This window comes from Kitasatospora sp. NPDC001261 (assembly GCF_042896795.1).
Lineage (GTDB): Bacteria > Actinomycetota > Actinomycetes > Streptomycetales > Streptomycetaceae > Kitasatospora.
The window spans coordinates 1-14,474 of sequence record NZ_JBIAXP010000005.1 but is presented as its reverse complement, the minus strand read 5'-3'; the positions used below and the strand labels follow the sequence as shown (position 1 = coordinate 14,474).

Sequence of the window (14,474 nt, the reverse complement as noted above, 5' to 3'; positions counted from 1 at the left end):
GCCGGGCGGTCCGCTCCGCCGCCCGTACCCGGAGTCGCCCCGGTCCCTCCGCCCGGCCCTCCCCGGCTACTGCCCGGCGTGGGCCGGGGCCCAGGAGGTGCCGTTGGGGAAGTAGTTCGGCGCGTCGTGCACGCCCACGGTGCGGAACGGCCGGTCGTCGTCGAGGTCCACCGCGAAGGACACCGGTTCCACCCCCTCCGGCCTGCGGTTTCACTCCCGACTGGAACGGCCGGCCGGAACGCTCCGGGGCCCGCCGCGGGCGAGTGCGGTCAGGACGGCGGTGCCGAGGGGGGAGCCGGGGGCGGCGAGTGCGTAGGGGAGGGAGAAGTGGTTGTGGGCGGGGGCGACGAGGTCGGTGAGGGCGGTGCGGGGGCGTAGGGCGGCGGCCATCAGGGCGTGTTGGCGGGCGTACTCGGCGGTCTCGTCGGCGCCGCGGGCGAGGACGACCGGGGGCAGGCGCGGCGGGAGGTGGTGCAGCGGGCTGTTGCGGTGGGCGGCGGCCGGGTCGAGGGCGAGCGCGTCGTTGACGTAGCAGAGGCGGACCGGTTCCAGGTCGTACATGCCGCTCAGCAGGGTGGCGCCGGCGATCGCGGCGGAGACGTCGGGCCCGTGGTGGGGGGTGCCGGGGACGCGGGGGAGGAGGGCCATGGCGGCGAGGTGGGCGCCGGCGGAGTGGCCGGCCAGGTGGAGGCGGTCGGGGGCGAAGCCGAGGGCGTCGGCGTGGCGGTGGAGCCAGTGGACGGCGCGCCGGACCATGGCGACCATGTCGTCCAGCCGGGTGGCGGGGGCCAGGCCGTAGCCGACGACCGCGACGGCGGCGCCGGCCCGGAGCAGTGGCGGGGCGGGGAAGGCGGAGTCGTCCTTGGACAGTTCCTGCCAGTTGCCGCCGTGGACGAAGACCAGGAGCGGGGGCGGGCCGTCAGGGCCGGCGGGGCCGTCGAGGCCGTCGGGGGCGGGGAAGTAGTCGAGGGTCTCGGCCGGGTGCGGGCCGTACGGGAGGCCGGTGAGGACGGGGTGGCGGCGGCGGGCGTTCGCGCTGTCCCGTGCGTAGCGGTCCAGGTAGGCCCGGAGGTCGGGGACGCGGTGGCTGGGGGTGTACTGGCGGTCGAGGGCCGCGCGGTCCATGCCCCGGTAGACGGGGACGGGGGCGCGGCCGGGTATGAGCGTCGGGGCCGGGCTCTCGGGCACGGGAGGTCGCCTCCGCGGTACGTCGGTGGAGCCGTCGGACGTGGAGCCGTCGGACGGTGAAGGGGCAAGGCGGTGTCGGGAGCGGTCAGTCGAGGATGGTGACCGTCTGGTCGAGCGGAGCCCGGCCCACCCGGTAGCGGGGGGCGGCCGGGTCGGGGTGGCCCACGGAGAGGCCGCAGAAGAGCACGAGGGAGGCGGGCGGCGACAGGACGTCCGCGACGGTGCGGTGGTAGACGGACCAGGCCATCTGCGGGCAGCTGTGCAGCCCTTCGGCGCGCAGCAGCAGCATGACGGTCTGCAGGTACATCCCGAGGTCGGCCCACTGGGCCGGGCCCATCGACCGGTCGATGTAGCTGAACAGCGCGGTGGGCGCGCCGAAGCAGTCCCAGTTCCGGACGACGGCCCGCTGCCGGGCGTCCCGGTCCTCGCGGGGGATGCCGAAGGCGCGGTAGCGCTGTTCGGCGGCCTCCCGGCGCCGTTCCTGGTAGGGGGACTTGAGTTCGGGCGGGTACATCTCGAACTCGGGGTCGTCGCCCTGGTCGCCGGAGGAGGCGCGGGCGACGGCGAGCCGCTTGAGCCGTTCCAGCCGCTCCCCGGTGACCAGGTAGGTGTGCCAGGGCTGGAGGTTGGCGCCGGAGGGGGCGCGGGACGCGGCCGCGAGCACCCGTTCGAGCACCTCCCTCGGCACCGGTTGGTCGGTGAACCCCCGCACCGCCCGACGGGTCTCGACAGCCTCGTAGACGTCCACCAGCCGTGTCCTCACACCTCGCCCGACCGTTCCGGGGCCGCGTCCGGCACTGCCGGGCGTCCCGTTGCTGCAACGGTTCGGGCGCGGAGGAGGTGACGGCCGGGGGCCGAGGTCCCGCCGGACGGGTGTCAGCCGCCGACGGCGTAGCGGTCCAGGGTGCGGACGTACTCGGCGGCGCCCATCCGGCCGACCGACCCCAGCCGGTCCAGGTCGAGGTGGAAGCCGGCCTCGTCGACCAGTCCCTCCTCCGCGACGACGTGGACGACCTCGCCGATGACCACGGAGTGGTCGCCGACCGGCACCACCGAGGAGGTGCGGCACTCGAAGGCGAGCGGCGAGCCGTCGATGCGCGGCGAGCGGACGGCGTGCCCGGGCAGGGCGCGCAGCCCGGCCAGCTCGTACTCCGACTCGCCGTACGGGAGCGGCTTCGCCGTGGTGGTGGCGGCCTCGGCGTGCTTCTCGATCAGGACGTTGACGGTGAACTCCCCGGTGCCGCCCTCGGCGGGGAGGCGGGCGTTGCGGCAGGAGTCCTTCTCGGTGCCGTCGGCCCGCCGGCTGGCGCAGAAGAGCAGCGCCATCGGGGAGTAGCCCACGGCCGTGTAGTACGAGAAGGGCGCCAGGTTGACGGCCCCGCCGGGGGAGACCGTGCTCACCATGGCGATCGGCCGGGGGACCACGCTCCACAGCAGCAGGCGCTGGCGCTGGCGGGCGGTCATGGATGCCACGTCGACGTGCAGCATGGCTCGGTCGCTCCTACGGACTTCGGGCTTCGGGCTTCGGACGACGGGGAGGCAGGGGCCCTACACCGGGCTGGTGGCGAGCACCTCGGTGTGCGGGTTGCCGCGCAGCTGCCGCAGGTCGCGGAACGGGAGGGTGATCCGGCGCAGCAGGTAGTCCTCCCCGGAGGTGCCGCCGGTGCCCTGCTGCCCGCCGACCATCTTGGTCACCAGGCCCAGGTGGGCCACCTTCCAGCGCCAGTAGCCGTTGCCCACGTCGAGCAGCGCCTCGGCGACCCGGTGCGGGCCGCCGCAGGCGACGCCGAGGCGGCAGACGTCGGCGGCGCTCAGGCCCTGCCGGTCGGCGTCGGCCAGGAAGGCCCGGTACAGCTCGCTCGTCTCGGTGCCGTCCTCCAGCAGCCGGCCGAGCACCCGGAACTGCTGCGACTGGGCGCCGCTGGCGGTGCCGAGGTAGGGCCGGAACCGGACGAAGTGCCGCAGCGGGAGGCGTTCCAGGACGATCACCTGCTCGTGCAGGACGCGGAGCAACTCGGCGGCCCGCTGGAGGAGTTCGACCCCGTCCTCGGCTCCGCCGGCCGGGTCGCCGGGGGCGTTCAGGAGGTCCCGGGCCAGTCGCAGGTCGGCCACGATCTGTTTGAGCCACAGCTCGCAGGACTGGTGGGCGACGATGAAGAAGTGCTCGGCCAGGGCGACGCTCCGGTCGGTGGACTCGGGGAAGCGGGTCTGCTGGAGCGAGAGCAGGGTGTCCATCTGGAGGTAGGTGGAGTAGGTCAGGTCGGTGATCGTCTCGGTGACGGCTTCGGTCATGGTCAGCTCCGCATCAGAGGGCCCGCGCCGGGCGCGGGGTGGAGTCGCCCGGGGTGGAGTCGCCCGGGTCGGCGGTGCTCGGGACGTCGGTGCTCGGGACGGCGGTGCTCGGGGCGGGGAGGCGCGGTGCCGGGGCGGCCGTCGCGCCGGTGGCCGCCGCGTCGACGGTCACCGCGTCGACGGTCACCGCGTCGACGGTCACCGCGTCGAGGAAGGCGGTGAGGTCGGCGAGGACGCCCTCGGGGTGCTGGAACAGGTGGAAGTGGTGGCCCTCGCGTTCGAGGAGGCTGAACGGCCCGGTGGTGACGGCCGCCCACTCGGCGACCAGGGCGCGGTCGACCAGCGGGTCCAGGGTGCCGTGGTGGCAGCGGACCGGACAGGCCAGCGGCGCGGTCCGCGGCTCCACCCGGTACTGCTCGTGCGCGGTGAGGTCCGCGCGCAGGACGGGCAGGACGGCCTCCGCGACCTCCGGCTCCTCGGGGAGGTCCGGGTCGATGCCGCCCAGGGAGCGGATCAGGGACCACAGGACCTCGTCGGACAGTCCGCCGGCCCGGATCCGTCCGCCCCGGCCGGGCGGCGGGCAGCTGGAGGCCAGCAGGCCGGCCGGCGGGCGCCCCAGGGTGCCGAGGGTGACGGCGGTCTCGTAGCCGACGAGGGCCCCGAGGCTGTGCCCGAACAGCACGGTGGGCAGCGGCGGCAGGCGCAGGAGTTCGGAGGCCAGCTCCGCGCTCAGCGCGCGCACGTCGGTGGACGGCGGTTCGCCGAAGCGGTCGCCGTGCCCCGGGTACTGCACCGCCAGCAGCTCGACGGTCGGGGGGAGGGCGGTGGACCACGGGCCGTAGCCGGCCGCGCTGCCGCCGGAGTGCGGGAGGCAGACCAGCCGTGCCGTGGCCGCGGGCGCTCGGACCAGTGTCCGTAGGCAGTGGTCGCGGCGGGTACGAAGCATGACGGAACTCCTCCGCTTCGGAGTACGGGTGCTTCGGCAGGTGTCCGCAATCTTTCGGCTCTTCCTCCCTGACCGGACCGGCCACGAAAGAGTTCTGACACAACTGAAAGAGATCCGACACAACTGGCGCGGGCCGGTTCGGGCCTCTGTGAGGATCCGGTCACCGGGCCCGTGCCGAGCACTGCACGCAGTGCGTTTCCCGTCTTCCGTGGGGTTTGTGGACGATGAGCCGAACCGTGACCGCCTCGCTCGACCTGACCGACTCACGCACCTTCCTGGCGCACGATCCCTTCGAGTTCTTCGCCGGGGTCCGGGCGAACGAGCCGGTGTACTGGCACGCCGCCGCGGCCGACCGGCCGGGCTTCTGGGTGGTGGCCGGGTACGCCGACGTGGTCGCCTGCTACGGCGCCGCCGGCGCGCTCGCCTCGGGCCGCGGCACCGTGCTCGACGTGCTCCTGCGCGGCGACGACTCGGCCGGCGGCCGGATGCTCGCCGTCACCGACCGCCCCCGCCACCGCGGGCTGCGCGCGCTGCTGTGGCGGGCGCTGTCGCCGAAGGTCCTCGACACCGTGGCCCGCAAGGTCGAGCGGCGCACCGCCGGACTGGTCGGCGCCGCGCTCGACGCCGGCACCGTGGACTTCGCGACCGACGTCGCCGAGCACGTGCCGATGAACACCATCTGCGACCTGCTGTCCGTCCCGGAGGCGGACCGGCCGGACCTGCTGCACTGGAGCAAGGGCGCGCTGACCGGGGCGGACGAGCTCGACTCGCTCGAGTCCCGCAACGAACTGGTGCTGTACTTCATGGACTTGGCGCAGCAGCGGCGCGAGTCCCCGGGCGAGGACGTGATCAGCACGCTCGCCACCGGCCTGGTCGACGGCGAGCCGCTGAGCCTGGACGACATCGCGCTCAACTGCTACAGCCTGATCATCGGCGGCGACGAGTCCTCCCGGGTCTCCGCCGTCAGCACGGTCAAGGCGCTGGCCGAGAACCCCGCGCAGTGGCGGGCGCTCCGGGACGGCCGGGTGGACCTCGACTCCGCCGTGGAGGAGGCCCTGCGCTGGGCCACCCCCGCGTTCCACTTCGCCCGCACCGCCACCCGCGACCAGCTGATCGGTGGTCAGGAGGTGCGGGCGGGGGACATCGTGTCGCTGTGGAACATCTCGGCCAACAACGACGAGCGGGCGTTCGCCGAGCCGCGCTCCTTCGACCTCTCCCGCTCCCCGAACAAGCACGTCGCGCTGGGCCACGGCGCCCACTTCTGCCTGGGCGCCTTCCTCGGCCGGGTCGAACTGCGGGCGCTGCTGGGCGTGTTGGCCGGGACGGTGCGCGGCGTGGAGGTGACCGGGCCGGCCACCCGGATCCGGTCCGCCTTCCTCAACGGCTACAGCTCCCTGCCGGTGCGGCTGCTCCCGCGCTGAGCATCCCGGGCGGGGCCCGGGAACCGGAAACGAACGGAGAAGAGGGACAACCATGCGGGTGACGGTCGACCGACAGCGCTGTATCGGCTCGGGGATGTGCGTGATCACCGCGGACGAGGTCTTCGCCCAGCGGGACGAGGACGGCACCGTCCGGCTGCTCGGGGCGGAGGTGGCGGACGAACTCGGGGACCGGGTACGGCAGGCCGCCCACCTCTGCCCCTCGCGGGCGATCACCGTCGGCGTCGGGCCGGAGGTGGAGCGGTAGCGCGCGCAGCGAGCCGGGGCGCCCCCCGAGGGAGGCGCCCCACCGGCGTTCCCGGACCCTTCCCGGACCGCCCCCGCTACGCGGTGAAGGCGGCGAAGTCGACCGCGCCGACCCGCTCCGGGTCCAGCAGGATCTGGATCCGGGTGATCCGCCCGCCGCGCACCGAGAAGCCCATGACCGAGGTCGGCGCGCCGTCCCGGGTGACCAGGGCGCCGGGGACGCCGTTGACCAGCACCGGGATGACCGCGACCCCGCCCTGGCGGAACAGCGAGGCGCGCCCCGCCACCGGCCGGGCGCCGCGGATCGAGGCGGTGGCGGCGGCGAGGGCGGGCCCGCCGTCCGCGCGCAGCTCGACGTCCGGGTCGAGGACGGCCACCAGCCCGTCCAGGTCGCCGTCCCGGGCCGCCGCGAAGAAGGCGTTCACCAGCGTGCGGCGGGTCGCGAAGTCGCCGCCGGAGTCCGCCTCGCGCTCCTCCTGCACCCGGCGGCGCCCCCGGCTGGCGAGCTTGCGGGCCGCCGCCGGGGTCTTCCCGACGACGGCCGCGATCTCGTCGAAGGGCAGGTGGAACATGTCGTGCAGGACGAAGGAGACCCGCTCGGCCGGGGCGAGGGTGTCCAGCACGATCAGCAGGGCGAGGCTGACCGAGTCGCTCAGCAGCGCCTCGTCCTCCGGGCCGTTGGACGGCTCCTGCCCGACGACGACGTCCGGCAGGTGCACCCCGACCGGGTCCTCGGGCCGGGCGGCGCGGGAGCGGAGGATGTTCAGACAGATCCGGCCGATCACCGTGGTGAGCCAGCCGGCGAGGTTCGCCACCTCGTCGGCGTCGCTGCGGCTGAGTCTGATCCAGGTCTCCTGGACGGCGTCCTCGGACTCCGCGTGCGAGCCGAGCATGCGGTACGCCACGGCCCGCATGTGCGGCCGGTGCCGCTCGAACTGCTCTGCCAGCCGATCGTGGTCGGGCACGGTCACATTCCTCGGTCGGGAGGGGTCATCACTACGGGGGCGGCGAGCCGCCCCCGTCGTTCGTGGACCTTACTTGGAGCGCGGGATGATCACACTGGGTATCACACATATCACACGACTCCGGAGGGGCGAGAGGCCATGACCCTCTCCCTCACGGAGTCGCGACGCCGGCGGCTGACCCTGTTCGCGATGTGCATGGCCACGTTCATGACCTCGCTCGACCTGACCATCGTGAACGTGGCCCTCCCGTCGATGCAGAGCGAACTGCACATGGGCGCCGCCGAGCTGGAGTGGGTGATCAGCGCGTACTCGCTGAGCCTGGCCGCGGTCATCCCGGCCAGCGGGGCGCTCGGCGACCGGTACGGCCGCAAGCGGATCTTCCTGACCGGGATGGTCGTCTTCTCGATCGGCGTCGTCGCCTGCGCCGTGGCCTGGAACGCGCTCTCGCTGATCGCCTTCCGGGCGGTGCAGGGCCTGGGCGGGGCCGCGATGCTCGCGCTGGGGCTGTCCATCATCACGGAGACCTACCCGAAGGAGCAGCGGGCCTCCGCGATCGGCGCCTGGGCGGCGATCGGCGGCACCGGCTTCGGCGCGGGCCCGGTCGGCGGGGGCATCCTGCTGACCTTCTTCGGCTGGCAGTCGGTCTTCTGGATCAACCTGCCGTTCGCCGCCCTGGGCATCGCCTGCACCTTCCTGGCGGTGCGGGAGTCGCGCAACCCGCAGGCCCGCCGGCTCGACGTGCCGGGGATCGTGCTCAGCGCGCTCGGGCTGGTCTGCCTCACGCTCGGCTTCGTCGAGTCCGCCGACCACCCGTGGGGCTCGGCCGTGGTGGCGTTCCCGCTGGCGGCCGGGGTGGTCCTGCTGCTGGCCTTCCTCGGGTGGGAGCGCCGTGCCCCGCACCCGATGATGCCGCCCGCCCTGCTGCGCGCGCGCAGCTTCGCGAGCGCCTCGGGGATCTACCTGCTGTGCTACGGCGGCATGAGCGGCGCGCTGTTCTGGGTGACGCTGTACTTCCAGGACGTGGCGGGCTGGTCGGTGCTGCGCACCGGGCTGTCGTGGCTGTTCATGAACATCCCGTTCCTCACCATGGCGCAGTTCGGCGGCCGCCTGGACTCGCGGTTCCGCTCGGTGACGGTGGCCGTCTCGGGGATCCTGCTGGCCGCGGTCGGGGTGTTCCTGCTCAGCCGGGCCGGGACCACGCCCTTCGCGGTCAGCGCGCTCGGGTACGTGCTGTACGGCGGCGGGTTCGGCACCTTCGTGCCCGCCGTGACCCACGTGGCCATGCGGGACGTGCCCCCGGGGGCCTCCGGCGCCGCCTCGGGCGTGCTGAACGCCTCGCGGCAGATCGGCAGTTCGGTGTGCCTCGCGGTGCTGGGCGCCGTCGGCGTCAACTCGGCGGTCTCCGCCTGGCAGGAGAAGACGGCCGGGCTGGACGGGGCCCAGCGGGCCGAGGTGCTGGAGCGGTCGCGGGAGGTCGGCGGCGGCCGGCTGCACACGGTGGTGGAGGCGCTCGGCGAGCCGTTCCGGCAGCCGGCCGTCGACTCCTTCCTGCACGGCTACCAGCTGTCGATCGGGATCGCCGCCGCGGCCACGGCGGTGGCGGCGGTGCTGGCCTGGGCCGGGTTCCGGCAGCGCGCCGGACAGCTGCCGACGGCCCCGGAGCCGACCACCCCGGAGTCGAGTACTCCGGAGCCGGCCGGACCCCGACCGGCGGGCGGTTCGTCCGCCGACGAGGTGACGGTGGCCGGAAAGGGTCTGCGCCCCCGTCCGTGACCCATGTCACGCGGGTGCGCGGATAGAGCTCGGGCAAGGTAGGAGGTGGTCCGAACCACCGGTACGTCGCGCCCGCTCCCGGATTCCAGGGGGGCGGGCACGGCGCTGCCGAGGGCCGAGTGCCCAGCAGCAAACGTGTGCTTACCAGTCGGTGAACGTGTGCAACCGGGCCTTGCGGAGCCCCGCCCCGGCGGGAGGCCGCGGGCCCGGCCGTGAGCCGCGCCGGGCGTCGATTCCCACTGCCTTCGGGGCGGTTCGTACGAGAAAGCAAGGAAAGCCGAGACTGCCTTTTTCTCTGACGAGGGAGACACCCTTGAGTAAAGGTGTCACGTTAATACGATGGCCCATCGAGGCGGACAAACGGAATCACTGCCGAAAGGCGGGAATTCCCTGCCTGCTCGTCGTGGAGGCCGGCAATGACGCTCCCGTGTGCGTCGACCCCGGGGAGGACTGGATCAGGTCGCCGGCCCCGCGCGGGGACGTCGAGGCGCGCATCCAGGCGCTGTCCCAACGCGTGTACGGGCGCAGGGTCCCGACCGTCGATTCCACCGGGGTGCTCTGCTTCGGCGGCAACTCGGTCGCCATCTCCACCACCCAGGTGGGGATCATGGAGGAACTCGTCGCCCACTACGGCGAGGTGGTGTACCGGGCCGAGCTGGAGCAGCAGGTGGTCCGGGCCACCGGAGCGATCTCCAGGAACGCCCTGGACCTGCAGATCATGCGGCTGCGGAGGCGGATCTCCGAGGTCGGCCTCTGCATCCGGACGGTGTGGGGCCGCGGCTACATCCTGGAGGCGGACGGCCTGTGACCGGCGGCGCCGACCGCGGCTGACACCCCGCGCGGGCGGCACACCGCGAAGCCCGTACGCCGTACAGCCGGCACGCCGCCACCCCGGCGTGCGGCCGGTGCCCTCTGCCCGTACCTCACACGGGCAGAGGGCGTCCCGCCGGGCCGGGCTCAGGCGTCGAGCGAGGCCTGGACGTCCAGGGTGATGTGCGGGTCGGCCTTGTCGATGCTCCAGGTTCCCGCGGTGTAGGCGGGGATCTCGGCGACGGCCTCCGTCATCGGAAACTCTCCTTCGAACGGTCGTGAGTCACAAGCCCCGCGGTGCGCGGGTCATCAGTACGACGGACCGTGAACCCGGAAGGTGACCGATGGATCAGCGCCAACTGCTGGCGGAATTCTTCGAGGAGAGCCGAACGGCGCTGCTGGGGCTCGCGTACCGCATCCTCGGCTCCCGGGAGGAGGCCGAGGACGCGGTGCAGGAGACCTGGCTGAGGCTGGACCGCGCCGACACCACGGCGGTGCGCAACCTGCCCGGCTGGATCCGCACCGTCGCCTCCCGGGTCTGCCTGGACGCGCTGCGCAGCCGGTCGGGGGGCCAACAGCGCTGTGGGGGCGAGGAGTTGACGCACACCTGCGGCCCCGGCGCGGAGGCGGACCCGGAACAGGAGGCGCTGGCGGCCGAGTCGGTGGGCCTCGCGCTGCGGGTGGTCCTGCACGCGCTGAGCCCGGCCGAGCGGGTCGCGTTCGTGCTGCACGACGTCTTCGGGGTGCCCTTCGACGAGATCGGCGCGCTCCTCGACCGCAGCCGGACCACCGCCAAGAAGCTGGCCAGCCGGGCCCGGCAGAAGGTGCGGTCCCCGCTGGAGCGGCACCCGGTGGAGCCGGAGCGCCACCGCGAGGCGGTGGCGGCCTTCCGGCTCGCGGCCGCCACCGGGGACACCGGGCTGATCGCCGCCGCCCTGGCGCCCGACGTGGTGCGGGCCGCCCCGGCCCCGACTCCGGCCCCCGCCCGGCCGCCCCGACCAGCGCGGGCGGAGCGCCTCTTTCGCAAATCTTTTTCCGCCGAACGGCCCGGCCGGGGCCCGTGCCAGAGTCGGTGTGCGGCGGCCGAGGACCAGGCCGCGCACCAGGACGTACGCCGTGACCAGGACGTACACCGTGACCGAGGACAGCGCGACCGTCGGTTCCCGACGGGACGCCAGGAGGTTCCTCCCCATGCCCCCCACGCCCATGACGGGGGCCGGCGGCCGCACGACGGCCGGACCGGTCTCCGCGACCGCGTTCAGAACCCTGATGGCGGGCTTCCCCGCCGGCGTCGCCGTCATCACCGCCGCAGACGAGGCCGGCCGGCCGTACGGCACGACCTGCACGGCGATCTCCAGCGTGTCGGCCGACCCGCCCACCCTGCTGGTGTGCATGCAGCGCTCCAGCCGTACCCTCGCCGTCCTCGAACGGAGCGGCGGCTTCGCGGTGAACCTGCTCGACGACCGGGCCCGCGCCGTCGCCGAACTCTTCGCCGCCCGGGGGCCCGACCGCTTCGAGCACGTCGGGTGGACCGCCCGCCCGGACTGGGCCGGCCCGCACCTCGACCGGGCCGCGCACTCCGTCGCCGACTGCCGGATCACCGGCTCGGTGACCGTCGCCGACCACGTGGTGCTCTTCGGCGAGGTCTACCGGGCCGCCGCGGCGGACGACGGACGGCCGCGGCCGCTGGTCCACGGACTGCGCGCGTACTGGTCCCTCGGCGGCCGCGGCGCCCTGCCCGACGCACCACCGGACCCGACCACGGAGGCCCAGAGATGACGACCTACGGAATATCCCTGCTGCCCGACACCCCGCCGCTGGTGCGCAGCGCCGAGGAGTACTACGGCAACCTGCTGGCGGTGTCCGAACTGGCCGACGACCTCGGCCTCGAGTACGTCAAGATGACCGAGCACTACCTGCACGCCTACGGCGGCTACTGCCCCGACCCGCTCGCCTTCCTCTCCGCCGTCGCCGCGCGCACCAGCCGGGTGCGGCTGATGACCGGCGGCATCCAGGCCTCCTTCCACCACCCGATCCAGCTCGCGGCCCGCACCGCGCAGCTCGACGCGCTCAGCGGCGGCCGGCTGGACGTCGGCTTCGCCCGCGCCTTCCTGCCGTACGAGTTCGACGCCTTCGGCATCGACCTGGACAGCAGCAAGGACCGGTTCCGGGCGGTGGTGGACGCGGTGGTGCGGCTGTGGACCGAGTCCCGGGTGAGCGAGGACACCCCCTTCTTCCGCTACCGGGACGCCGACTCCCTCCCGCTGCCCACCCAGGACCCCCACCCCCCGGTGTGGGCCGCCGCGCTGATCACCCGCTCCAGCTTCGAGTGGATCGGCGACTCCGGCTACAACCTGCTGATCGCCTCCGCCCCCAGCCGCGAACAGGTCGGCCAGGTAAGGGAGATGATCGACCTGTACCGGCAGCGCTTCGCCGCGGCGCCGAAGAACGCCGGCCGCCGGCCCCAGGTCGCGATCAGCGTCGCGCTGTACCTGGCCGATTCCGACGAGGAGGCCGTGGCGGAGGGCAACGCCGCGCTGCGCCGGCACTGGGACACCTTCGGCGCGGCCGCGGAGTCCTGGCGCGAGCGCAGCTCGACCTCCTACCAGGGCTACCGCGAGGCCATGGTCGACAAGCACCAGGCCGGCCCCAGCGAGGCGGCGGGCCTGGCGGTGATCGGCTCCCCGCGCAGCGCGGTCGAGCAACTGCGGCGCATCGAGGCCGAGTTGGGGACGGACGTGGTGCTGTTCCAGCTCGACTACGGCCAGCAGTCGCTGGAGAGCATGTCGCGCAGCCTGAAGCTGTTCGCCACCGAGGTCCGCCCGCGGCTGGGCGAGGCGCCGTGACCGCGCCCGTCCGTACGGTGGCCGCACCCGCGGCCGCGCGAGCCCGTACGGTCGCCGAACTGTTCGAGGAGCAGGCGGCGCTCCGCCCCGGGGCGACGGCCGTGCTGTACCGGGACACCGCGCTCGACTACGGCCGGCTCAACGCCCGGGCCAACCGGCTGGCCCGGCTGCTGATCGACCGCGGCGTCGGCCCGGACCACCTGGTGGCGCTGGCCGTGCCGCGCTCGCCCGAGCTGGTGGTGGCCCAGCTGGCCGTGCTCAAGGCGGGCGGCGCCTACCTGCCGCTCGATCCCCGCTACCCCGCGTCCCGCAAGGCCTTCATGGTGCGGGACGCGGCACCGCGGCTGCTGCTGCGCACCGCGGCCGCCCGGCCCGAGGGCGTGGAACTGGACGAGGTCGTGCTCGACTCCGCGGAGTGCGCGGCGGCCTGTGCCCGGTACGGCGACGGGAACGTCCGGCAGGACGAGCGCCTGGCTCCGCTGTCGCCGCACCACCTGCTGTACGTGATCTACACCTCCGGCTCCACCGGCACGCCGAAGGGCGTCGCCGTCCCCCAGGAGGGCGTCGCCGACCTGGTCGCCACCCAGGCGGAGCACCTACGCCCGGCCCCCGGCGAGCGGGTGCTCTCCTGGGCCTCGGTCAGCTTCGACGCCGGGTTCTGGGACCTCTCGCTGGCCCTGCTGCACGGCGCCGCCCTGGTGGTCGCCGACGACGAGGACCTGCTGCCGGGCGACGCCCTGCACGGGACACTGGCCAGGCACGCGATCGACCACGCCACCCTGCCGCCCGCCGCGCTGAGCGTGACGGACAGTCAGAACGTGCTCCAGGGCGGCACGGTGACCTCCACCGGCGACGCCTGCACCCCCGCACTGCTGGGCGCCTGGGCGCCCGGGCGCCGGATGTTCAACGGCTACGGCCCCACCGAGGTGACCGTCGGCTGCACCCTCGCCGGGCCGATCGACGCGGCGGACGGGGTCGACATCGGCGTCCCCTGGACCGGGGCGCGGGTGTACGTGCTGGACGAGCGGCTGCGGCCGGTGGCCGACGGCGCGGAGGGCGAGCTCTACCTGGGCGGCTCCGGGCTGGCCCGCGGCTACGTCGGCCGCCCCGGGCTGACCGCGACCCGCTTCCTGCCCGACCCGTTCGGTCCCCCCGGCGCCCGGATGTACCGCTCGGGCGACCGCGGCCGGCGCGCCGCCGACGGCCGGTTCCACTTCGCCGGCCGGGCCGACGGACAGGTCAAACTACGGGGCTTCCGGGTCGAGTTGGGCGAGATCGAGGACCGGCTCACCCGGCAGCCCGACGTGGACCTGGCCGCGGTGCTGGTGCGGGGCGGACAGGCCGACGCGCGCCTGGTCGGCTACGTCACCCCGAGCCCCGGCGCCGCCCTCGACCCCGCGGCGCTGCGCGCCCGACTCGCCGACGTGCTGCCGGAGTTCATGGTGCCGGCCCGGATCGAGGTGCTCGACGCCTTCCCCACCACCCCGAACGGGAAGATCGACCGCGCCGCCCTGGACCGCACCGCGCCGGACCGTCCTGCCTCGGACCGTCCTGCCTCGGACCGTCCTGCCCTGGACCGTGCGACCGGATCCGACGGCGGCGCGGACCCCGGTTCCCGGGAGGAGCGGCTGTACCGCACGATCGCCCGGCTGCTCGACCTGCCGCGGGTCGAGCCGGAGGCCAACTTCTTCGACCTGGGCGGCAATTCACTGCTGGCGGGGCGGCTGATCGGCGCGCTGCGCGAGGAGCTCGGGGTGCGCGTGCCGATCCGCTCGGTCCTCGCGGCACAGGACCTGCGGGAGATCGCCCGGGCCCTGCACGGGTGACAGACCACGAAGGGCCGCCCGGCGGGACCCCGCGCGGCGCGGCGAGGAAGGGAGATTCCCAATGATGTTGTCAAGCCAGGGCGGTGACGCCTCGTGACTGCCTTACTGCGCTGGGGCGGCGTTCTTGGGCGCAACTGCATCGA

The 14,474-nt window shown here is 74.2% G+C and carries 13 protein-coding genes and 1 pseudogene; 8 read left to right on the top strand and 6 right to left on the bottom strand.

Annotated features, from left to right (window positions below):
- Positions 1-210 precede the first annotated feature (210 nt).
- From ACFY4B_RS08725 to ACFY4B_RS08705, 5 genes are all read right to left on the bottom strand, one after another.
- Complete coding sequence (locus ACFY4B_RS08725) at positions 211-1,188, bottom strand: alpha/beta hydrolase (RefSeq protein ID WP_387966957.1); 978 nt, start codon at positions 1,186-1,188, stop codon at positions 211-213.
- A gap of 85 nt (positions 1,189-1,273) precedes the next feature.
- A complete protein-coding gene (locus ACFY4B_RS08720) occupies positions 1,274-1,936 on the bottom strand; it encodes a nitroreductase (protein WP_049649215.1) in 663 nt (220 codons plus the stop codon).
- 128 nt (positions 1,937-2,064) lie between these two features.
- Positions 2,065-2,676 (bottom strand): flavin reductase family protein, encoded by a 612-nt coding sequence (locus tag ACFY4B_RS08715; protein ID WP_387966956.1) that lies wholly within the window; start codon positions 2,674-2,676, stop codon positions 2,065-2,067.
- A 60-nt stretch (positions 2,677-2,736) separates the two neighbouring features.
- Positions 2,737-3,480, bottom strand: coding sequence for a tryptophan 2,3-dioxygenase family protein (locus ACFY4B_RS08710; RefSeq protein ID WP_049649214.1), 744 nt, complete (start codon positions 3,478-3,480; stop codon positions 2,737-2,739).
- Positions 3,481-3,493: 13 nt separating this feature from the next.
- Positions 3,494-4,426, bottom strand: coding sequence for a thioesterase II family protein (locus ACFY4B_RS08705; RefSeq protein WP_387966955.1), 933 nt, complete (start codon positions 4,424-4,426; stop codon positions 3,494-3,496).
- A 224-nt stretch (positions 4,427-4,650) separates the two neighbouring features.
- Here ACFY4B_RS08705 and ACFY4B_RS08700 point away from each other — a divergent pair, with 224 nt between their 5' ends.
- Positions 4,651-5,847: a cytochrome P450 gene (locus ACFY4B_RS08700; RefSeq protein ID WP_387966954.1), complete on the top strand. Its 1,197-nt coding sequence runs from the start codon at positions 4,651-4,653 to the stop codon at positions 5,845-5,847.
- Between the two features lie 52 nt (positions 5,848-5,899).
- Complete coding sequence (locus tag ACFY4B_RS08695) at positions 5,900-6,112, top strand: ferredoxin (protein WP_049649205.1); 213 nt, start codon at positions 5,900-5,902, stop codon at positions 6,110-6,112.
- A 76-nt stretch (positions 6,113-6,188) separates the two neighbouring features.
- On the opposite strand, the gene ACFY4B_RS08690 is transcribed toward ACFY4B_RS08695, so the two are convergent.
- The gene (locus tag ACFY4B_RS08690) at positions 6,189-7,076 is read right to left on the bottom strand and encodes a sigma-70 family RNA polymerase sigma factor (RefSeq protein WP_387966953.1); all 888 of its coding nucleotides are present in this window, start codon (positions 7,074-7,076) and stop codon (positions 6,189-6,191) included.
- A 138-nt stretch (positions 7,077-7,214) separates the two neighbouring features.
- On the opposite strand from ACFY4B_RS08690, the gene ACFY4B_RS08685 reads away from it, so the two are divergent.
- The 6 genes and pseudogenes from ACFY4B_RS08685 (at position 7,215) to ACFY4B_RS08660 (ending at position 14,331) form a co-directional block, all read left to right on the top strand.
- A complete protein-coding gene (locus ACFY4B_RS08685) occupies positions 7,215-8,849 on the top strand; it encodes an MFS transporter (protein ID WP_387966952.1) in 1,635 nt (544 codons plus the stop codon).
- A gap of 427 nt (positions 8,850-9,276) precedes the next feature.
- Positions 9,277-9,657, top strand: a complete 381-nt coding sequence (locus tag ACFY4B_RS08680; protein WP_198959425.1) for a winged helix-turn-helix domain-containing protein — start codon at positions 9,277-9,279, stop codon at positions 9,655-9,657.
- Between the two features lie 346 nt (positions 9,658-10,003).
- Positions 10,004-10,435: pseudogene (locus ACFY4B_RS08675) on the top strand (sigma-70 family RNA polymerase sigma factor); the annotation flags it as partial.
- A 415-nt stretch (positions 10,436-10,850) separates the two neighbouring features.
- Positions 10,851-11,438, top strand: a complete 588-nt coding sequence (locus ACFY4B_RS08670) for a flavin reductase family protein (RefSeq protein WP_241853013.1) — start codon at positions 10,851-10,853, stop codon at positions 11,436-11,438.
- Positions 11,435-12,505, top strand: a complete 1,071-nt coding sequence (locus ACFY4B_RS08665) for an LLM class flavin-dependent oxidoreductase (protein WP_049649200.1) — start codon at positions 11,435-11,437, stop codon at positions 12,503-12,505. The genes ACFY4B_RS08670 and ACFY4B_RS08665 overlap by 4 nt, the downstream gene beginning before the upstream one ends.
- Positions 12,502-14,331, top strand: coding sequence for a non-ribosomal peptide synthetase (locus tag ACFY4B_RS08660; protein ID WP_387966951.1), 1,830 nt, complete (start codon positions 12,502-12,504; stop codon positions 14,329-14,331). The genes ACFY4B_RS08665 and ACFY4B_RS08660 overlap by 4 nt, the downstream gene beginning before the upstream one ends.
- Positions 14,332-14,474 lie beyond the last annotated feature (143 nt).

What these genes read in the sequence shown, in the direction of transcription:
- ACFY4B_RS08715 (WP_387966956.1), bottom strand. Translation starts at nt 2,676, where the DNA reads ATGCTGCACGTCGACGTGGCATCCATGACCGCCCGCCAGCGCCAGCGC.
- ACFY4B_RS08710 (WP_049649214.1), bottom strand. Translation starts at nt 3,480, where the DNA reads ATGACCGAAGCCGTCACCGAGACGATCACCGACCTGACCTACTCCACC.
- ACFY4B_RS08705 (WP_387966955.1), bottom strand. Translation starts at nt 4,426, where the DNA reads ATGCTTCGTACCCGCCGCGACCACTGCCTACGGACACTGGTCCGAGCG.
- ACFY4B_RS08700 (WP_387966954.1), top strand. Translation starts at nt 4,651, where the DNA reads ATGAGCCGAACCGTGACCGCCTCGCTCGACCTGACCGACTCACGCACC.
- ACFY4B_RS08695 (WP_049649205.1), top strand. Translation starts at nt 5,900, where the DNA reads ATGCGGGTGACGGTCGACCGACAGCGCTGTATCGGCTCGGGGATGTGC.
- ACFY4B_RS08685 (WP_387966952.1), top strand. Translation starts at nt 7,215, where the DNA reads ATGACCCTCTCCCTCACGGAGTCGCGACGCCGGCGGCTGACCCTGTTC.
- ACFY4B_RS08670 (WP_241853013.1), top strand. Translation starts at nt 10,851, where the DNA reads ATGCCCCCCACGCCCATGACGGGGGCCGGCGGCCGCACGACGGCCGGA.
- ACFY4B_RS08665 (WP_049649200.1), top strand. Translation starts at nt 11,435, where the DNA reads ATGACGACCTACGGAATATCCCTGCTGCCCGACACCCCGCCGCTGGTG.